This is a genomic window from Mycobacterium sp. 1423905.2 (genome assembly GCF_001673155.1).
Classification (GTDB): Bacteria; Actinomycetota; Actinomycetes; order Mycobacteriales; family Mycobacteriaceae; genus Mycobacterium.
In genome coordinates, this window is sequence record NZ_LZLE01000041.1 from 1 (window position 1) to 19,666 (window position 19,666).

Sequence of the window (19,666 nt, forward strand, 5' to 3'; positions counted from 1 at the left end):
TCACCGCCGAAAAGTCGGGCGATGGTTTCGGCTTTGTTGCCCGCATTCGGGTAGAGGTCGCCGGCCACATCGACGAAGGCGCTGAACAGGCCCGGGTGCATGACCGTCAGGTCGACCGCGCAGGTGCCGCCCATCGACCAGCCCACGATGCCCCAGTTGGGCTGTTCGGCGCTGACACCGAACTTTGAGATCATGTAGGGCACAACATCTTTGGTGAGGTGGTCGGCCGCATTGCCGCGCCGCCCGTTGACGCACTCGGTGTCGTTGTTGAACGCGCCGCCGGAGTCGACGAACACCAACACGGGTGCGTTGCCGTCGTGCGCGGCGGCGAATTCGTCGATGGTCTTGACCGCGTTGCCGGCACGGGCCCAGTCGGCGGGCGTGTTGTATTGGCCGCCGATCATCATGACGGCAGGCAGCTTGGGTGGGGGAGAGCTGGAAAACCACGCCGGCGGCAGATACACCAGTTCGCCGCGGTGCTTGAAGTGTGACGCGTTGGAGGGAATGTCCACCGGTACGACGCTGCCGTGCGCTGGCCGGGTGCCCTTGGTGGCCATCGCGGTGACGGTCGCCTGGTCGGTTTGGTCGGGCAGCGGGCCGGAGGTGAGCTGGTTCCAGGCGGCCTGCACCGTCGGGAAGTAGCCGACCCACAGATTCAGCGTCAACGCCGTGCTGAGCAGACACAGCGGCACCGCCATCAGCGACGCGCCGCGGCGCCAATGGCGCGCGCTGCGCCAGCCCAGGACCACGACGGTGGCAGCCAACCCCGTCACCGCCACCCACACCCACAACCCGCTGGGTGCCGGATCGGCGGCCAGACCGTCGGCGGCCACGTACCACCGGACCCCGTAGGCCAGCCCGGCACCGGCGGCCAGCGCCACGGGCAATCGTCGTTGCCGCCACAGCCGGGATCGCCAGCCGATGGCCGCAACCAACACCACCGCGGTCACCGCCTGCACGGTGAGCGGCACCCAGCCATGCATCAGCGAGGTGTGGGCGCTTGCCAGCGACTGCGAAGCGACAGAGGACGTCGGCGCGGTCACGAGTCAATTGTGGGTTGGTAACGGTCCATCGGGAGGCATGTTTCCAGACCATTTCCTGTGAGTTAACTGGAAAGCCCCTGCAACGCCGAGCTAGTGGGGCTTGGCCAGCGGGAAGGGCAACGTCTCCCGGATGCTGCGCCCGGTGATCAACATGACCACTCGGTCGATTCCCATGCCCAGACCGCCGGTGGGCGGCATCGCGTACTCCATGGCCTGCAAAAAGTCCTCGTCAAGCTGCATCGCTTCGGGATCACCGCCGGCCGCCAGCAGCGATTGCTCGTGCAGACGGCGACGTTGTTCCACCGGGTCGGTGAGTTCGCTGTAGGCAGTGCCCAACTCGACGCCCCAGGCCACCAGATCCCACCGTTCGGCGACGCCGGGTTCGCTGCGGTGCGGCCGCGTCAACGGCGACACCGACGTGGGAAAGTCGACGTAGAAGGTGGGATTCTCGGTGCGCGACTCGACCAGGTGCTCGTAGAGTTCCAGGACCACCGCACCGGCGTCCCACTGCGCCCGGTACGGGATGCGAGCGGCGTCGCAGAGTTTGCGGAGGGTCGACAGGCTGGTATTGGCGTCAACGTGCTCGCCGAGCGCCTCGGAGACGGCGTCGTGGACCGTCTTGACGGGCCAGATACCCGAGATGTCGACGGGTACCAGCTGGCTCTCGCCGTTGGAATCATCCCGAGTCTTTGGCCGCATGACCGTGGGCGCACCGTTGGCGGCGGTCGCGGCGTTCTGGATGAGTTCGCGGCAGCCGTCGATCCACACCCGGTAGTCGGCGTGCGCTTGGTACGCCTCCAACAGGGTGAATTCCGGGTTGTGGCTGAAGTCGACGCCCTCGTTGCGGAACGCCCGGCCGAGTTCGAAGACGCGTTCCACCCCGCCGACGCACAACCGCTTCAAGTACAACTCGGGCGCGATGCGCAAGAAAAGGTCGAGCGAGTAGGCGTTGATGTGCGTGATGAACGGCCGGGCCGTCGCCCCGCCGTGGATCTGCTGCAGCATCGGGGTCTCGACTTCGATGAAGCCCTTGCTGAACAACGTCTCTCGCACCGATCGCAGCACGGCGCTGCGGGCGGTGATCAACGTCCGGGATTCGGCGTTGACCGCCAGGTCCACATAGCGGGTGCGCACTCGCGCTTCTGGGTCGGTCAACCCTTTCCATTTGTTCGGCAGCGGGCGCAGGCACTTACCGATCAGCCGCCAGTGCGTCACGATCAGCGATCGAGTTCCGGTCTTGCTCGACCCCATGTGTCCAGTCATCTCCACCAGATCACCCAGGTCGATCGCCGCGTTGAAATCGGCGGCGCGCCCCTGCTCGAGACGCGAATTGTCGAGCAGCACTTGCATTTCGCCCGACCAGTCGCGCAGATGAGCGAACAGCACGCCGCCGTAGTTGCGGACCCGCAGGATGCGACCGGACACCGAGATCGATTCCTGGTCGTCGGCGTCCATGGCCAGTGCGACGGTGTGGCTGGGCGGCTGGCCCACCGGATAGGCGTCGATGCCGTTGCCACGCAGGTTCTTCAGCTTGTTCAGCCGCACCCGCACCTGTTCGGGCAGCCGGCGCTGGACACCCTCGTCGCCGTTGGTGTCCTCGGCCGGCCTCAGGCCGCTGACATCCGGCGCCGACCCGTCCGGATGCAACAGACCGCTGGCCACCAACCGTTCAGGCACGGCGGGGTGATGACCGGTATGCGCCTTGTCGCGCCGGTTGAACGGCATGCTGAGAAAGCCCTCGGCCAGCGCCGAGGCGACGCCCACCTTCGGCATCAGACGAGCGTCGTCGTAGCAGGCGTACCGGGGCACCCACTCGGGTTGGTACTTCATGTTCGAGCGGTACAGCGTCTCGAGCTGCCACCACCGGGAGAAGAAGATCAGCAGTCCCCGCCACAACCGCGCGACTGGGCCGGCGCCCAGCTGCTCACCCTGCTCGAAGGCGGCCCGGAACATGGCGAAGTTCAGCGAAATGCGGGTGATGCCAAGACTTTCTGCGTGCAGCGCGAGTTCGCTGACCATGAGTTCGATGGTGCCGTTGGGCGATTGCCGGGAACGGCGCATCACATCCAGCGAAACTCCGGTGGTTCCCCACGGCACCAGAGACAGGATGGCGACCACTTGGTTGCCCGGATCGATCGCCTCCACCAGCAGGCAGTCCGAGTCGGCCGGGTCCCCGAGTCGGCCCAACGCCATGGAGAAGCCGCGCTCGGTCTCGGTGTCGCGCCATCCGTCTGCACGCGCGATGGTCGCGGCCATCTCCTCGGCGGAGATGTCGCGATGCCGCCGGATCCGCACGGTCAATCCGGCCCGGCGCGCCCGCGTCACGGCCTGGCGCACGCCGCGCATCTCGGGTCCGGACAGCTTGAACTCCGAGGTATGCAGGATCGCCTCGTCACCCAATTCCAGGGCATTGAGGCCGGCTTCCCGATAGGTCTGCGCGCCTTGCGAACTGGCGCCCATCACCCCCGGCGTCCAGCCGTAGGTTTGACACAGTTCGAGCCACGCGTCGACGGCTCCCCGCCAGGCGCGCGGGTCGCCCACCGGGTCACCGCTGGCCAGACAGACGCCGATCTCGACGCGGTAGGTGACGGCCGCACGCCCGCTGGGGGCGAACACCACCGACTTGTCCCGGCGGGTGGCGAAGTAACCCAGTGAGTCGTTCTTTCCCCACAACTCCAGCAGCCCGCGGATGGCCGACTCGTCCTCGCCGGTCAGCGCGTTGTCGGCGCGCTGCGACTGAAACAGCACGATCGTCGCAGCGATCAGGGCGAACGCGCCGAACAAGCCGAAGATGGCGTTGAGGAACACGTGCGGCCGCCCGGTGAACAGGTCGGGATCGGCCAGGCTGAAGCCGACGACGCGGTTCGCGACGTAGGGCAGCCGGTCCTGCGCGGCGAGGGTGCCCGGGAACATCTCGACCAGTCCCCACGACGCCAGGATGCCGATGACGCCGCCAACGACCAGCGTTGCCGCCGCCTTGAACAGTGCACCCCGGCGAACTTTGGCCCAGAACTCGCGGTAACTGAGCAACAGCAGCACGATCGCCACGATGTGGAAGGCAAAGCCCAGGTTTTCCCCGAAGCTCTCCCCGGCGGTGTTGTCGCCGGCGGCAATGTCACCGACGTTCAGCCCGGCGGCAATCACCATGTTGCCCAGTAGCAGCAACCAGGCGATGCGCTTACGGGCGGCCAGCGCGGCAGCCAGCAACGCGAGCACGAACGACCAGGCGAAGCTGGTGTCGGGGAAGTTGAACAGATAGCTGTTGATGAACTCGCGCGGAACCTTGATGAGCCAGCGGATCAGCGGCGACACGCTCGCCAGCAGCGACAACGTCGCGATGACTCCGACAATCCAGCCGGCGGTCGGGGGAACCCAGTGATACCGGGACGCCGGCCTGCTCTTCGAGCGGGGCTTGATGAGGGTCACAGACCGCGAGGATATGCGTTAAAACTCGGAAATTCCTGACGATGCCCCCGTTGGCCGGGCGCATTTTCCGCCTGGGCGAGTCGCCGGGTCACCGCGGAGACGGGCAGGATGCCTGGCGGAGCCGTCATGCCTGTTAGACTGGCTGTTGCGACCATCCCGGCCACGGCTCGGGACAGTTAAGTGGAGTCCCACTCCCACCGCTAGTCACGAAGCGTTCTTCAAGGCTCAGCGGTCCGGTCACAGGCATCGTGCAATGCCTGGTCTGCGCGAGGCGTAGACGGCTTGAGCAGCTCGAGCCGCGATCGGTCGGCATTGGGCCCTGCTTAGGCAGGGCTTTTTTCGCCGTTGGTTTTGGTGTCTTCCCCAACTGTTTCCGGCTCGGTCCGGCAGGCCGCGACGAAAGATAAGCCGACCAGGGAGGCCCCATCAGCACTGAGACCCGCGTCAACGAGCGCATCCGCGTACCTGAAGTCCGACTGATAGGCCCAGGGGGGGAGCAGGTAGGCATCGTGCGCATCGAAGACGCACTCCGCGTCGCCGCGGACGCCGACCTCGACCTCGTCGAAGTGGCCCCGAACGCCAGACCGCCGGTCTGCAAGATCATGGACTACGGCAAGTACAAGTACGAGGCGGCGCAGAAGGCGCGCGAATCCCGCAGGAATCAGCAGCAGACCGTCGTCAAAGAACAGAAGCTGCGACCCAAGATCGACGATCACGACTACGAGACCAAGAAGGGCCACGTGGTCCGCTTCCTGGAAGCCGGGTCGAAGGTCAAGGTCACCATCATGTTCCGCGGACGTGAGCAGTCCCGGCCCGAGTTGGGCTACCGCCTGCTGCAGCGGCTGGGCGCCGACGTTGCCGACTACGGGTTCGTCGAGACCTCCGCCAAGCAGGACGGGCGCAACATGACGATGGTGCTGGCGCCTCACCGCGGCGCGAAGACGCGGGCCCGGGCCCGGCAACCTGGCGAGCATCCTGCGGGGCCGGCCGACACAGCAGAAGAGAACTGACCGTCAGCCCGTAGCTGGCGGTGAAACGAAGAAGCAGAAGAGGGAAACATGCCCAAGGCCAAGACCCACAGTGGGGCGTCGAAGCGGTTCCGCCGCACCGGAACCGGGAAGATCGTGCGGCAGAAAGCCAATCGGCGTCACCTGTTCGAGCACAAGCCCACCACGCGTACCCGACGGCTGGCCGGCCGCACCGACGTCTCGGCCAACGACGCCAAGCGCGTCAACGCGATGCTCAACGGCTGAGCGACGCTCCGCAACGCCGGGCTGGCGCCCGGCTTTCTGACCAGTATTTCGCCCAATGAGAGTAGGAACATCCCATGGCACGCGTGAAGCGGGCAGTCAACGCCCACAAGAAGCGGCGCTCCATTCTGAAGGCTTCGAAGGGCTATCGCGGCCAGCGGTCTCGGCTCTACCGCAAGGCCAAAGAGCAGCAACTGCATTCGCTGAACTACGCCTTCCGCGACCGCCGTGCCCGTAAGGGCGAGTTTCGTAAGCTGTGGATCTCGCGAATCAACGCGGCCGCGCGCGCCAACGACATCACCTACAACCGGCTCATCCAAGGCCTCAAGGCCGCCGGTGTGGAAGTGGACCGCAAGAACCTCGCCGACATCGCCATCACCGACCCAGCGGCCTTCACCGCGCTCGTTGAGGTGGCGCGGGCCGCGCTGCCCGAGGACGTCAATGCGCCGTCCGGAGAGGCTGCCTGACAGTCTCGGTGCTCACCGAACGCTCGGCCAGGGTGGTCGCAGCGGTCAAATTGCATCGTCACGTCGGTCGACGCCGCGCGAACCGCTTCCTGGCCGAAGGTCCTAACCTGGTCGAGGCCGCGTCCGCCCGCGGCTTGGTTCGCGACCTGTTCGTCACCGAGGACGCGGCCCGGCGCTATGAACCGCTATTGACCGGACCGGTCCATGTGGTCACCGAGCGTGCGGCAAAAGCGTTGTCGGACACGGTGACTCCCACCGGGCTTATCGCGGTGTGCGAAATCCCCGCGACCGGCCTGGACGACGTCCTGGCGAACACACCACAACTGGTCGCTGTCGCCGTCGACATCAACGAACCCGGCAATGCCGGGACGGTGATCCGCATTGCCGACGCCATGGGTGCCGCCGGGGTAGTTCTGGCCGGGCACAGCGTCGACCCGTACAACGGCAAGTGTCTGCGCGCGTCGACCGGCAGCATCTTCGCCATCCCGGTGGCCGTCGCTCCCGACGCCCTCGCGGCCGTTACCGCTCTGAAAGACGCGGGCTTGCGGGTGTTGGCCACCACCGTCGACGGCGAGACGCTGCTCGACGACGCCGACCTCAGCGCGCCGACGGCATGGCTGTTCGGGCCCGAGTCACACGGGTTGGCCGCTGACATCGCCGCGGCCGCCGATCAGCGGGTGCGCATCCCGATGGCCGGCGGGGCGGAAAGCCTCAACGTGGCGGCCGCCGCCGCGATCTGCCTGTATCAGAGCGCGCGCGGGCTCGGCTTGACCGGGCGGTCCTAAGCCGCCTTTCGTGCCCGGGCCGCTCGCAGCCCCGCCAGTGACAAGGTGCCGTGCACCAGGGACCCTGCGCGTTCCATGATCAACCGCGCCGGTTCTAGCGGGGACTTAGGCCGCGGCGGGAAGTAATGCATAGGGAGTCCACGCCGGTCGCGCGGCGGCCCCATGAACGACGGCGCTTCGACCAGCGGCGCGTCGGTGGGAATGCGGCCCTCGGCGCGCCGGTAGGCGGCCAGCGCCCGCGGATGCAACCGGATCTCGTCGGGCACCGCCCAGAACGCCACCTCGACCAGCTTGCCGAACAAGCGCAGCAACACCTCGTCACCGGGGGTCCAGTGCATGCCCGCCTTCTCACGAATGGCCGGCTCGAACAGGCCGGCGGCGATCCACCGCTGACCCGCCACCAGGGGCTTGAACATCTGATCCCAGATGGGGGTGGGAATCAGCACGAACTTCGGCTTGGGAATGCGGATCTGAAAGATGTCCAGTGTCGCCTGGTTGATCTCCAGCTCTTCGCGACCCACCCGCTCCCAGTACTCCTGGAATTCCTCCCACGACTTGGGCACCGGCCGCATGCTCATGCCGTACATCCGGTACCACTGCACGTGCTCGTCGAAGAGCTGTCGCTTCTCGGCGTCGGTCAGACCTCCGCAGAAGTATTCGGCCACCTTGATCACCAACATGAAGAATGTCGCGTGCGCCCAGTAGAACGTCTCGGGGTTCAGCGCGTGATAACGGCGGCCCTGGGCGTCGACGCCCTTGATGGTGCGGTGGTAGCTCTTGATCTGCTGGCCGGTGTTCGCCGCCCGATCGCCGTCGTAGACCACACCCATGATCGGGTAGACGGAGCGGGCCACCCGTTGCAACGGCTCGCGCAACAGGATCGAGTGTTCTTCGACGCCCGCGCCGAGCTCCGGATACATGTTTTGCAGCGCGCCGATCCAGATGCCCATCATGCCGGTGCGCAAGTCTCCGAAGTACTTCCAGGTCAGCGACTCAGGACCGAGCGGCTCCGCGGATGTCGTTGCTACAACAGTCATCACGGCCTCCATGCGCGTTCTTGGGCTCACGATAAAGGGTGACAACGCACGTTGTCTACGCCTTCCGATTATGCCCTGCACGGGTGTTACCCAGTCGCCGCGGCGTTGCCACACCGACGTGACCAGGGCAGTCCCCGCGAGTCGCAGCACAACGGCCGGCATCGTCGTTGCCTGCCTCAACCAAAAGCACCTACCCTTGCCAGGTGGAGGGCGGTTCTGAAGATTCGGGGTCCGGTGGCGGCGAGGACTCGACGGCTTCGGCAACCGCATTGGCGGAGAGGGCGGAGCGGTCGCGGTCGCCGGCGAAGTGGCTGCGCTCCACCAATCACAATCCAGGTGTCGTCGACTTCATCCGGCGAGCGCGTCGGTTACTGCCAGGCGACCCTGAATTCGGTGATCCGCTGTCCACGGCCGGAGACGGCGGCCCACGCGCCGCGGCGCGCGCTGCCGACCGGTTGCTGGGCGATCGTGACGCGGCCTCGCGGGAGGTCAGTCTCGGCGTCCTGCAGGTCTGGCAGGCGCTGACCGAAGCCGTTTCCCGGCGCCCCGCCAATCCCGAGGTGACCCTGGTCTTCACCGACCTGGTGGGTTTCTCGTCGTGGTCGCTGCAGGCCGGGGACGACGCCGCATTGGCGCTGCTGCGCCAGGTGGCGCGGGCGGTAGAGCCGCCCCTGCTTGACGCAGGCGGACACATCGTCAAGCGCATGGGCGATGGCATCATGGCGGTGTTCCGCGATCCCACCGTCGCGGTGCAGGCCGTGATCAACGCCCGCGACGCGGTCAAATCGGTCGACGTCGACGGCTACACCCCACGCATGCGCGTCGGCATCCACACCGGGCGGCCGCAACGGTTGGGCGCGGACTGGCTCGGCGTCGACGTCAATATCGCCGCACGAGTCATGGAGCGCGCCACCAAAGGTGGCATCATGATCTCCAGCCCCACGCTGGATCTGATTTCGCAGACCGAGTTGGACGGGTTGGGCGTCGTCGCGAAGCGGGCGCGCAAACCTATGTTTGCCAGCAAGTTGACCGGCATACCGCCGGACTTGGCGATCTACCGACTCCGAACTAATAGGGATTTGACAGCTTCCGCTAACAAAGATGAGACAAACGCAGATGCATAGTGGAAGGCGATGATTTCGGCTTTCTTCTCCCGGCTCGGTCGGGTGCGATTCACTGTCGGATACGTCGCCTCGTTGGCTGCTGTCAGCACCGCCCTCCTGATGCTCAGCCCCCAGGCGCACGACCGGCTGATTCGGCATGCCAGCACCAACCTGCACAACCTGGCCCATGGGCGCTTGCTGACGCTGCTGGGCAGCGCCTTCGTGGTGGAGGCCGGGCCGCTCTACTTCTGGATGCCGTTCCTGGCTTGCCTGCTTGCCCTGGTCGAGTTGCATCTGCGCACCATTCGCCTGTTCGTGGCGTTTCTGGTCGGCCACATCGGGGCGACTCTGGTCGTCGCCGCCGCGTTGGCCGGGGGCGTCGAATTCGGATTGCTGCCGCGGTCCATCGCCCGGGCCAGCGACGTCGGGATGAGCTATGGCGCCCTGGCGGCGCTGGGCGCACTGACCGCTGCCATCCCGCGTCGCTGGCAGCCGGCCTGGATCGGCTGGTGGATTTCGTTGAGCGTTGCCGCGGCCTTCATCGGTGGCGAGTTCACCAACGCCGGCCACGCCGTCGCGCTGATGTTGGGCATTCTGGTCGCCGTCCGGTTTCGTCTGCCGGTGCACTGGACGCCGGTGCGCTGCCTGATGTTGTTGGGCTCGGCCGGGTTCGGGTTCCTGCTGCTGGCCCACTCCTGGTGGACGATGAGCGTCGGACTGGTCTTAGGCGGACTTGGCGCCGTCGCAGCCCACGAGTTCGCTCGCTGGCTTGATTTACGCGGCGCCACCGCGCCGGACGAGGCGCTGACCGCCCCGCAACCCGCGCTCAGCGCCTGACACCCCGCTCCGGCCGGTATCGCCTGAGCGCAAACGCGCACGCCCAGCGCACTGCGTCTCATCACCTATGATCGGCTTTTGCGCTACGCCGTCGCGGGCAAGTCCACCTGCACAGCCTTGCTTGGCTCGCGACGATGCGGGCGCTCAGCCTCATTGACCAGGATTGACAAGGAGAGTGTCGCCGCGTGGGTGATCAACCCGTCGAGTCCCTGTTGTCGCCGGACGCCTTGGCCAGCGCGGTCGACGCCGCGCAGCAGGCCATCGCGGCGGCCGACAGCCTGGAAGTGCTGGCGCGGGTCAAGACCGAGCACCTCGGTGACCGCTCGCCGTTGGCGCTGGCCCGACAAGCGCTGGGCACCCTGCCCAAGACGGATCGCGCCGACGCCGGCAAGCGAGTCAACACCGCCCGCACCGAGGTGCAGCGCAGCTACGACGAACGGCTGGCGACGCTGCGCGCCGAGCGCGACGCCGCCGTACTGGTGGCCGAGGGCGTCGACGTGACCCTGCCGTCGACGCGGCAACCTATCGGTGCCCGCCACCCCATCACGATCCTGGCGGAGCACATCGCCGACACCTTCATCGCGATGGGCTGGGAACTGGCCGAGGGGCCCGAGGTGGAAACCGAGCAGTTCAACTTCGATGCGCTGAACTTTCCGCCGGACCACCCTGCGCGCAGCGAACAAGACACCTTCTACATCGCGCCGGAGGGATCCCGTCAACTGCTGCGCACCCACACCTCACCGGTGCAGGTCCGCACGCTGCTGGAGCGGGAGTTGCCGGTCTACATCATCTCGATCGGCCGTACCTTCCGCACCGACGAACTCGACGCCACCCACACCCCGGTCTTCCACCAGGTCGAGGGCTTGGCCGTGGATCGCGGGCTGACCATGGCGCACCTGCGCGGCACCCTGGACGCTTTTGCGCGCGCCGAGTTCGGGCCGTTGGCGCGCACTCGGATTCGTCCCCACTTCTTCCCGTTCACCGAACCCTCGGCTGAGGTCGACGTGTGGTTCGCCAACAAGAAGGGCGGCGCCGACTGGGTCGAGTGGGGTGGCTGCGGAATGGTCCACCCAAATGTGTTGCGCGCGGCGGGCATTGACCCCGAGGTCTACTCCGGCTTTGCCTTCGGCATGGGATTGGAGCGGACCCTGCAGTTCCGCAACGGTATTCCGGACATGCGTGACATGGTCGAAGGTGATGTCCGCTTCTCCTTGCCGTTCGGGGTGGGCGCCTGATGCGGGTTCCGTATAGCTGGCTGCGCGAGGCCGTTTGCGCCGGCGCACCCGACTGGGACGTCACACCCGGCGACCTCGAGCAGGCGCTGGTGCGCATCGGCCACGAGGTTGAAGAGGTGAGCGCGCTCGGTCCGGTCGACGGACCGCTGACCGTGGGGCGCGTGGCTCAGATCGAGGAGCTCACCGGGTTCAAGAAACCGATCCGAGCGTGCGCGGTCGATGTCGGTAACGGTAAGTCGCAGGAAATCGTCTGCGGGGCAACGAACTTCGCGACAGGCGACTTGGTGGTGGTGGCGCTGCCCGGCACCACCTTACCGGGCGGCTTCACCATCGCCACTCGCAAAACCTACGGCCGCACCTCCGACGGCATGATCTGCTCGGCCGCCGAACTTGGCCTGGGCGCAGACCATTCGGGGATCCTGGTGCTGCCGCCGGGCACGGCCGAGCCGGGAACCGACGGCGCTGAGGTGCTTGGCCTCGACGATGTGGTGTTCAACCTGGCGATTACCCCAGACCGGGGCTACGTCATGTCGGTGCGCGGCTTGGCTCGCGAAATCGCCTGCGCCTACGACTTACCGTTCGTCGACCCCGCACATGTCGACCCGCTGCCGGTCGAGGGGGAGGCGTGGCCACTGACCGTAGCGCCCGAGACGGGAGTGCGCCGGTTCGCGTTGCGTCCGGTCACCGGGATCGACCCGGCCGCCGTCTCCCCGTGGTGGTTGCAGCGCCGACTGCTGCTGTGCGGCGTCCGCGCGACGTCCCCTGCCGTGGACGTGACCAACTACGTGATGCTCGAACTCGGCCACCCCATGCACGCCCACGACCGCAACCGGATCACCGGTGCCTTGGGAGTGCGATTCGCCCGGCCCGGTGAAACAGTCGTCACGCTCGACGACATCGAGCGCCGCCTCGACCCGGCCGACGTGCTCATCGTCGACGACGTCGCAACGGCTGCCATCGGCGGTGTCATGGGCGCGGCCAGCACCGAAGTGCGCGACGACTCCACCGACGTGTTGCTCGAGGCCGCGGTGTGGGACGCCGCTGCGGTGTCCCGGACCCAGCGCAGGCTGCATCTGCCCAGCGAAGCCGCCCGCCGGTACGAACGTGCCGTCGATCCCGCCATCTCGGTGGCCGCCTTGGACCGGTGTGCCGCGCTACTTGCCGAGATCGCCGGGGGAGCGGTGTCGCCCGCCCTGACCGATTGGCGTGGTGAACCGCCGCGCGAGGACTGGTCGTTGCCGCCGATCCGGATTGAAGCCGACTTGCCGGACCGGTTCGCCGGCGTGGCCTATCCACCTGGCACGACGCCTCGGCGCCTGACCCAGATTGGCGCGGCGGTGGTGCAGGACGGTGACACTCTGACGGTGACACCGCCGAGTTGGCGTCCGGATCTGCTGCAACCGGCCGACCTCGTCGAAGAGGTACTGCGACTGGAGGGATTGGAAGTGGTGCCCTCGGTGCTGCCGTCGGCGCCCGCCGGCCGGGGGCTCACTCCGGCGCAGAAGCGTCGCCGGGCGGTGGGCAGGTCGCTGGCGCAGTCGGGCTTCGTCGAAATACTGCCGACGCCCTTTCTGCCCGCGGGCGTGTTCGACGTGTGGGGGCTGCCGGCCGACGATGCCCGACGAGCCACGACCGATGTGCTCAACCCCTTGGAGGCCGACCGTCCGCAACTGGCTACCACGCTCCTGCCGGGACTGTTGGAAGCGCTGAGCCGCAACGTGTCTCGCGGCCTTGTCGATGTGGCGCTGTTCGCCGTCGCGCAGGTGGTGCGGCCTACCGATCAGACCCGGGGCGTCGAGTTGATCCCGGTGCACCGTCGGCCCACCGACGCCGAAATCGCGCTGTTGGACGCTTCGCTGCCTCGCCAACCTCAGCATGTCGCTGCGGTTTTGGCGGGCCTGCGCGAGCCGCGCGGCCCTTGGGGCCCGGGTCGCCCGGCCCAAGCCTGGGATGCTTTCGAAGCGGTGCGGATCGTCGCGCGCGCCTGCGGGGTTGAGCTGACCTTGCAGGCCGCGCAGTACCTGCCGTGGCATCCCGGCCGGTGCGCCGAAGTGCTCATCGGGGACGTGTCCATCGGTCATGCGGGGCAGCTGCATCCGGCCGTCATCGAGCGCGCCGGCCTACCGAAAGGTACCTGCGCGGTCGAGTTGAATCTCGATGCCATCCCGATCGTGGAAACGCTGCCGACCCCGAAGGTGTCGCCTTTCCCCGCCGTGTTCCAGGATGTCAGCTTGGTGGTGCCGGCCGAGGTTCCCGCCCAGTCGGTGCTGGATGCGGTCCGCGAAGGGGCCGGCGGACTCTTGGAGGATGCTCAGCTCTACGACGTCTTCACCGGCCCGCAGATCGGCGAGGGCCGCAAGTCGCTCACCTTCGCACTGCGCTTCCGAGCGACGGACCGGACCCTCACCGAGGACGACGCCAGCGCGGCGCGCGACGCCGCCGTGCGATGCGCCGCCGACCGCCTGGGGGCAGTGCTGCGGGGCTGATCTTCGGCCGTGACCTGCGCGTTAGGCCTGCGCAACCGTATAAATCGCTGTGAGTTGCTTCACAGGGATTTATATTGGTTGTCTTAGTGACTGTCAGTCATTACATTGAGCTTCTCAGTGACCCATGGTCACTGTGGTGGGGGCCAAAGAGGAGACCGGGGGGTCGAGAGGAGACGTAATGTCGTTTGTGTCCGCGGCGCCCCAATTGCTCGAGGCGGCGGCTCAGGACCTGGCCGGGATCCGTTCAGCGTTAAGCACGGCGACCGCCGCTGCGGCCAACCCGACCACGAACTTGCTGGCAGCTGGAGCCGACGAGGTGTCGGCGGCCATTTCCCAGCTTTTCGGCGTCCATGGCCAAGAATTCCAGGCTCTTCACGCCCAAGCTGCGGCCTTTCACGACGAGTTCGTCAGCCTGCTCAACGCTGGTGCCGGTGCTTATGCCAGCGCGGAGGCCGCGGGTGCGCAGACGCTGCTGAGCGCGGCCGCCTCGCCGGTCGAGGCATTCCTCGGTCAGCCGTTGCTCGGCGGCGGCGCCGCCTTGACCGGTCAGATCCAAGCGGGCGTGCAGGCGCTCACCGGCGGCATCAGTGGCGTGCCGGGGGTGTCAGGCTTGCTCAGCGCGCTCGAGACCACCGGCGGCGATGCGCTGACGGGCGGGTTGCCGGCATTGATCAACAATGCGAATGCTTTCGGCGCGACGGTTGCGGCCCCGTATCAGGCATTGGTCGCCAATACGGTCAACAACCTGCAGGCGATCGGAAACACGTTCGGCGCCAATCCATTTCCTTTCCTCAACCAACTCGTCAACAACCAGGTTCTCTACGGGCAGACGATCGCCAATGCGATCGGAACGGGCATCACGAATCTTCCCGCCGAGTTGGCCAACCTTCCGGCAACCGTCCAGGCCGGCGTCCAACAGCTGCTCTCCTTCAATCCGGCGCCGTTTGTGCAGCAGTTCATCACCAACCAGGTCGGATACGCCCAGACGATTGCCACCGGGCTGCAAAGTGCCGCCCAAGACCTCGGGAACGGCCTGCTCGGGTTGCCCTCGGCCTTCCAAACGGCCGGGAACGCGCTTGTCGCCGGTGACTTCCAGGGTGCGGTGAACGCGATCAGTCAGGGAGTCCAGAACGTCTTCCTGCCTGGTTTCCAGCAGCTGAGCATCGACATCAGCGAGCTCGGCTCGCCGACAGCCGTGCCGCTGGCTATCACCCCGTTGGGCCCACTAGGGGACCTCGCGCCGATCCTTGCGATTCCGGGCCAGATGGCGCAGAACTTCACCAACCTGTTGCCGGCCGGTTCCATCCCGGCACTGATGGCGCAGAACTTCACCAACGTGCTGACGACGGTCACAGATTTCGGCGCGACGTTCAATCCGGGAAATCTTGGTGTGACTTTCGGATTACCTCTGCAGGTTCTTTTTGACGGCATCGGTGCGCCGATCAACGCGTTGAGCGCAGCGAATTCAAGCGCCACGGCGTTGGCAAGTGCGGTACAAACCGGTGACTTAGCAGGCGCGGCAGCGGCTTTCCTGACCGCTCCGGCGAACGTTGCCAACGGCTTCCTCAACGGACAAACGTTGATCGACTTGCCGCCGCTGACGATAAATGTGACAGCTGGTGGTTTTCCGGTCACCGCCCTGAGCTCCACGGCCGAACTGCCACTGGGCGGTCTGCTCACTCCGCTAAGTCCGATCGTTCTCGGTGGTGGCTTAGGACCAGTCCCGGGCACGCAGATTGGCGGCATCATTCCCGGCTTCCTGAGCTTCGGGTCGCAACTGGCGCAGGCGATTGCGTTGCCTCCGCCGGTCCTGCCGCAATTCATCTTCTAGTAGTCACCGACGTCGGCCCGCCGGCACTGCTCGGCGGGTCGGCGAGTTCGGCTGTGCAACAGCGCATCCGAATGAGCGTCCAGGCAGTGATATGCGGCGATCGACCGCCGTCGCCGCACACTGAAAGCCCAGAATGCGCTTTCGGCGCTCGACACGTCTTGGCCGACGAGCGGCCCGCCAGCGGGGACTCAGATAACGAAATATGCAAATCGCTTCCTGTTAAGACTCCGTCTGACTAGGCTCCACTCACCTTTATTGCCGTCGGGTGGTCCGTCGAGGGAGCCGAATATGTCGTATCTGACCACTGCGCCTGAATCGTTAACGGCAGCTGCCGGCAATTTAGCCGGTATTCGGTCTTTACTCGGTGACGCCGCCGCGGCAGCGTCCGGTCCCACCACGAGCGTCGTGGCAGCAGCCGCCGACGATATCTCCGCAGCCGTCTCACAATTCTTCGGTTCGTATGGACACGAATTTCAAACGCTCAATGCCCAAGCGTCGGCGTTTCACGAGGAATTCGTACGACTGCTGAACGGCAGTGCGAACGCTTATCTCACGACGGAGATAGCGAATGCGGAGCAGAATCTGCTGCAAGCAATCAATGCACCCGCACAAGCGCTACTGGCTCAAGCGGCAATCGGCGCCGACTTCATCGGCGCTCGAACGGCGTCGCTCCGAGCGGGCGTTGCCAACGCCGTGTCAGCCCGCAGCGGCGCCGCGTCGCTGCTCGCGCGCAGAGTTGCGGCCGACCTAGCACTTCGTTCACCGGTCGCGAGCCCACTTCCGGTCGGCGGCGCCTACCAGAACCTCATCGCCAACACAGAGGCGAACCTGTCGCTCATCAACCAAACCTGGGCCGCCAATCCCGCGCCCTTCCTCAACCAATTCATCGCCAACCAGCAGGCCTACGCCCAAACGATCGGCGCAGCCCTCCACAGCGCGGGCCAGGACTTTGGCGCCGGCCTAGCCGCATTGCCCGCCGCGTACCAAGCGGCATTTCAGGCCCTTGCGGCCGGTGACATCGGGGCCGCTGTCCAGGCGCTGGGCAAGGGCTATTTAAACCTCGCCTTCACCGGATTCGATTACAGCAACGTACCTACCGTGACGCTGGAAGGCGCCCTGGGGAATTTACTTCCCGTTGCCTCGATTCCGGGAGCGATTTCTCAGAACATGACCAACGTAATTCAACTGATCACCGATACGTCGATCACGACCAATATTTCGCTGATCAACCCATCGTTTACGACGGGGCTACCGCTGACACTCGCACTGGATGCGCTCGGAGCGCCGATATTGACCGGGCAAGCGGCTCTGCAAAGCGGGGCTACGTTCTTCACCGCGCTACAAGCGGGCAATGCCGCGGGTGCGTTCGGGGCGTTGATTGACGCGCCGGCCGCCATTGCCAACGGATTTTTGAACGGTCAAGGGGCAATAACCCTTGAGCTGCCGGCATCGCTGTCACCGGTCACCGGCACGCAGTCACTGACCGCTGCGATTCCGATCGGCGGACTCCTCGCTCCGGCCCGGCCTGGAGTCGCGACGGCGGTGGTGCACCTGATCGGACCGCCGATCACACAGCAGATTCCGTTGGGCGGCACGCAATTTGGTGGCCTGTTTCCCGGTCTGCTCAACGCCTCCGGACAGTTGGCGGCGGTCATCAACCCTGTCGGATAGTGCTTGACCCTCGACCTAAGCATGGTGCCTTATTAGGTTTGGGTTTAATAGCGAACGGGTAGGCGCGTGCTGCGCTGTCGGTCGAGAGGAGATTGCTATGTCCTTCGTAATCGCCGATACGGAAGCAGTGATCGCGGCGGCGGGCAATCTCTCGGGCATCGAGACCACTTTGCGTGAGGCCGCCGCAGCCGCGGCGGCGCCGACCACTCAAGTCGCCGCTGCGGCCGCAGATGAGATCTCGGCCGCAGTTTCCCGGCTGTTCGGCACCTTCGGTCAAGATTTCCAAGCGATCAACGCTCAGGCGGCAGCATTCCACGCCGAGTTCGTACGTCTACTCAACGGCGGCGCGGGGGCCTACCTTTCTACGGAGATCGTCAACGCGGAGCAGACCTTGCTCAGCGCATTGAACGCTCCGGCGCAGACGTTGCTGGGCCCGGCCGCGGCCGCGGTGCCCCCAGCCGCCCCGCTCCTCGGCATTCCCGGGCTGCCCGAAATACCGGTCCTGGGCGGTGGCACCGGTGGCGGCCTCCTCGGCGGCCTCGGCGGACTGCTAGGCGGTAGCGGCGGAATACTCGACCCGATCCTGTTCGGCGGCACCGGTGGTCTGCTGGGTCCGCTGATCGGCGGCAACGGCATCTTGAGTTCGCTCGTCGGCGGCGGACCATTGGGCCCACTGTTCAACGGCATCGGCCAACAGTTCGGCAACACCGTCTCCGCACTCATCAACGGCAGCTTCTTCACCAACCCGCTTCAGGTCTTGCTGCCAGGGTTGTTCCCGCAGACCGGTGGCGCGCCCGCCATCCCCGCATTCGGTGGCGCATGGCAACAGCTCTTCCTGCACACCTCCACCAACTTGCAGGCGCTCGGCGCCGCAATCGCCGCCGATCCCTTCCCGTTGCTGCGCCAGATCATTGCCAATCAGCAGGGCTACGCCTACTTGACCGGCCGGGACCTCGCGCTCGCTTTCGAGAACCTGCCCACCGAGATCGCCAATTTCCCGCAAACCATTCAGAACGGCATCCAAAGCCTCGCCACCTTCAGCCCCGCCTACTACGCGCAGACCTTCGCCAACGGCACACTGGGTAGCTTCCAGACGCTCAACACGTCGTTTGCCGCCTTCGGCCGTGACCTGCAGATCAACCTGGCCAAGTTCCCGGCCGACTGGTCGGTGGTCGGACAAGACATCGCCGCCGGTCAGTACAACCTGGCGGTCAGCGACGGAACCCGGGCCGTCCTCAATGTCTTCTTGAGTGGCTTCGACACCAGCAACCTGGCCGACATCAAACTGGTGGGTCCGGTGGGCGATCTGTTCCCGGTTCTGAGCCTTCCGGGCCAGCAGTTACTCGGGGCCAGCACGCTGATACCTGCCCACTCGATTCCGGCGCAGATGACGGCCAACCTGGGTCGCTTCTTCACCGCCCTCGCCGATACCAGCGTGTCGACGACAATCTCCGGGCAACTTGTGCCCACGCCCCAACTGGTGCTCGGCGCCAACTTCGGCTTGCCGTTGCAGCTGCTGTTCGGCGTGGCGGGTGCGCCGGTCGCCGGCCTCAACGGTCTGGCGACCGCGGGCACGGTGATCGGCGGCGGCATAGCCACGGGCAACCCACTGCAGATCCTCAGCGGTCTCATCGACTCGCCCGCCTACGTGCTGGACGGGTTGCTCAACGGCGAGGCGATCGTCAACTTGCCGCTGCCGGTCAGCTTCAGCGTGCTCGGATTGGACATCAATGTGCCGGTCGAGGTGCACCTGCCCTTCAACGGGCTGATCGTTCCGCCCCACGCCATCACGGCGACCGTGCCAATCGAGCTCCTCAATATCAGCGCTCCCATCAACCTCACCCTCGGCGGCACGAAGTTCGGCGGGCTGGCGCAGCTGCTGGCCACCACCGGCTTCCGCACCCTCGCCGACGCGATCGCCAACTAGGGGCTCGGCAGTGACCGACATTCCGCACCGCGGCGCCGACGGCGAACCCGGCCAGCCAAGTGCCGACGGCGAGGACGGGGCGCCTGGCCAACCCGGCACAGCCGGCGGAGCCGGAGGCGCGGGCGGCCGCGGTGGCGCAGGCGGCAGGGGCGGCGCTGGAGGACACGGCGGCGCAGGAGGACAAGGCGGCGCCGGGGGCCGCGGCGGTGCCGGTGGTGCCGGCGGTGCCGGAGGAGCTGGAGGAGCCGGCGGCGACGGCGGGCCCGGGGGGATCGGCGGAGCCGGCGGACCGGGCGGACTGGGCGGGTCAGGGTCCCCGCCGGGCGCTCCCGGCCAGCCAGGAGCGGCCGGTCAGCCCGGCGCGCGCGGCGGCGACGGCTCGTGATGGCGGCTGGTACGTCGTGCGCTCGGCAACCGATCCAGCGGCTGGTTCCGATGGATTTAACTGATCTCGCGAAAACCCAGTGCAATGTCGCAACGCCAAATAAACTTGCGCATCAACAGACCCAAGTTGAAGGCATCCGCGCCGGCGCCCCACGCGCCGAGACCTGAAGCGGTGCCTTCAGCT

The 19,666-nt window shown here is 66.4% G+C and carries 15 protein-coding genes; 12 read left to right on the forward strand and 3 right to left on the reverse strand.

Features of this window, described 5'->3' with window-relative positions:
- Both A9W95_RS02655 and lysX read right to left on the reverse strand, forming a co-directional pair.
- The coding region (locus tag A9W95_RS02655) for an alpha/beta hydrolase family protein (protein WP_067409093.1) at positions 1 to 1,043 on the reverse strand (1,043 nt) is incomplete at its 3' end.
- Positions 1,044 to 1,133: 90 nt separating this feature from the next.
- Entirely contained in the window at positions 1,134 to 4,469 is a 3,336-nt protein-coding gene (lysX, locus tag A9W95_RS02660) for a bifunctional lysylphosphatidylglycerol synthetase/lysine--tRNA ligase LysX (protein ID WP_067409094.1), read from the reverse strand.
- Between the two features lie 425 nt (positions 4,470 to 4,894).
- Here lysX and infC point away from each other — a divergent pair, with 425 nt between their 5' ends.
- The 4 genes from infC (at position 4,895) to A9W95_RS02680 (ending at position 6,971) form a co-directional block, all read left to right on the forward strand.
- Complete coding sequence (gene infC / locus A9W95_RS02665) at positions 4,895 to 5,479, forward strand: translation initiation factor IF-3 (RefSeq protein ID WP_082982857.1); 585 nt, start codon at positions 4,895 to 4,897, stop codon at positions 5,477 to 5,479.
- 48 nt (positions 5,480 to 5,527) lie between these two features.
- Positions 5,528 to 5,722 carry a 50S ribosomal protein L35 gene (gene rpmI / locus A9W95_RS02670; RefSeq protein WP_067409096.1) on the forward strand — a complete coding sequence of 65 codons (195 nt, stop codon included), beginning with the start codon at positions 5,528 to 5,530 and terminating at the stop codon, positions 5,720 to 5,722.
- Positions 5,723 to 5,796: 74 nt separating this feature from the next.
- Positions 5,797 to 6,186 (forward strand): 50S ribosomal protein L20, encoded by a 390-nt coding sequence (gene rplT, locus A9W95_RS02675; RefSeq protein WP_067409097.1) that lies wholly within the window; start codon positions 5,797 to 5,799, stop codon positions 6,184 to 6,186.
- Positions 6,187 to 6,194: 8 nt separating this feature from the next.
- Positions 6,195 to 6,971 (forward strand): RNA methyltransferase, encoded by a 777-nt coding sequence (locus A9W95_RS02680; protein ID WP_067409098.1) that lies wholly within the window; start codon positions 6,195 to 6,197, stop codon positions 6,969 to 6,971.
- Here A9W95_RS02680 and A9W95_RS02685 read toward each other — a convergent pair.
- The gene (locus A9W95_RS02685) at positions 6,968 to 8,008 is read right to left on the reverse strand and encodes an oxygenase MpaB family protein (RefSeq protein WP_067409117.1); all 1,041 of its coding nucleotides are present in this window, start codon (positions 8,006 to 8,008) and stop codon (positions 6,968 to 6,970) included. The two genes, A9W95_RS02680 and A9W95_RS02685, sit on opposite strands and share 4 nt — an antisense overlap.
- Positions 8,009 to 8,277: 269 nt before the next feature.
- Between A9W95_RS02685 and A9W95_RS02690 the strand changes: the two genes are divergently transcribed.
- The 8 genes from A9W95_RS02690 (at position 8,278) to A9W95_RS27420 (ending at position 19,483) form a co-directional block, all read left to right on the forward strand.
- Entirely contained in the window at positions 8,278 to 9,132 is an 855-nt protein-coding gene (locus A9W95_RS02690) for an adenylate/guanylate cyclase domain-containing protein (RefSeq protein ID WP_305799954.1), read from the forward strand.
- Between the two features lie 9 nt (positions 9,133 to 9,141).
- Positions 9,142 to 9,948 (forward strand): rhomboid-like protein, encoded by an 807-nt coding sequence (locus A9W95_RS02695; protein ID WP_067409100.1) that lies wholly within the window; start codon positions 9,142 to 9,144, stop codon positions 9,946 to 9,948.
- A 185-nt stretch (positions 9,949 to 10,133) separates the two neighbouring features.
- Positions 10,134 to 11,183: a phenylalanine--tRNA ligase subunit alpha gene (gene pheS / locus A9W95_RS02700; RefSeq protein WP_067409101.1), complete on the forward strand. Its 1,050-nt coding sequence runs from the start codon at positions 10,134 to 10,136 to the stop codon at positions 11,181 to 11,183.
- Positions 11,183 to 13,669, forward strand: a complete 2,487-nt coding sequence (pheT, locus tag A9W95_RS02705) for a phenylalanine--tRNA ligase subunit beta (RefSeq protein WP_067409102.1) — start codon at positions 11,183 to 11,185, stop codon at positions 13,667 to 13,669. Before pheS ends, pheT begins: the two co-directional genes overlap by 1 nt.
- Positions 13,670 to 13,847: 178 nt before the next feature.
- Entirely contained in the window at positions 13,848 to 15,500 is a 1,653-nt protein-coding gene (locus A9W95_RS28270) for a PE family protein (RefSeq protein WP_067409103.1), read from the forward strand.
- A 288-nt stretch (positions 15,501 to 15,788) separates the two neighbouring features.
- Complete coding sequence (locus A9W95_RS02715; RefSeq protein ID WP_067409104.1) at positions 15,789 to 17,171, forward strand: PE family protein; 1,383 nt, start codon at positions 15,789 to 15,791, stop codon at positions 17,169 to 17,171.
- 97 nt (positions 17,172 to 17,268) lie between these two features.
- The gene (locus tag A9W95_RS02720) at positions 17,269 to 19,098 is read left to right on the forward strand and encodes a PE family protein (RefSeq protein ID WP_067409105.1); all 1,830 of its coding nucleotides are present in this window, start codon (positions 17,269 to 17,271) and stop codon (positions 19,096 to 19,098) included.
- 10 nt (positions 19,099 to 19,108) lie between these two features.
- Positions 19,109 to 19,483 (forward strand): hypothetical protein, encoded by a 375-nt coding sequence (locus tag A9W95_RS27420; RefSeq protein ID WP_156745965.1) that lies wholly within the window; start codon positions 19,109 to 19,111, stop codon positions 19,481 to 19,483.
- Positions 19,484 to 19,666 lie beyond the last annotated feature (183 nt).

Coding starts and splice junctions, on each gene's coding strand:
- rpmI (WP_067409096.1), top strand. CDS start 5,528: ATGCCCAAGGCCAAGACCCACAGTGGGGCGTCGAAGCGGTTCCGCCGC.
- rplT (WP_067409097.1), top strand. CDS start 5,797: ATGGCACGCGTGAAGCGGGCAGTCAACGCCCACAAGAAGCGGCGCTCC.
- A9W95_RS02685 (WP_067409117.1), bottom strand. CDS start 8,008: ATGACTGTTGTAGCAACGACATCCGCGGAGCCGCTCGGTCCTGAGTCG.
- A9W95_RS02695 (WP_067409100.1), top strand. CDS start 9,142: ATGATTTCGGCTTTCTTCTCCCGGCTCGGTCGGGTGCGATTCACTGTC.
- pheT (WP_067409102.1), top strand. CDS start 11,183: ATGCGGGTTCCGTATAGCTGGCTGCGCGAGGCCGTTTGCGCCGGCGCA.
- A9W95_RS28270 (WP_067409103.1), top strand. CDS start 13,848: ATGTCGTTTGTGTCCGCGGCGCCCCAATTGCTCGAGGCGGCGGCTCAG.
- A9W95_RS02715 (WP_067409104.1), top strand. CDS start 15,789: ATGTCGTATCTGACCACTGCGCCTGAATCGTTAACGGCAGCTGCCGGC.
- A9W95_RS02720 (WP_067409105.1), top strand. CDS start 17,269: ATGTCCTTCGTAATCGCCGATACGGAAGCAGTGATCGCGGCGGCGGGC.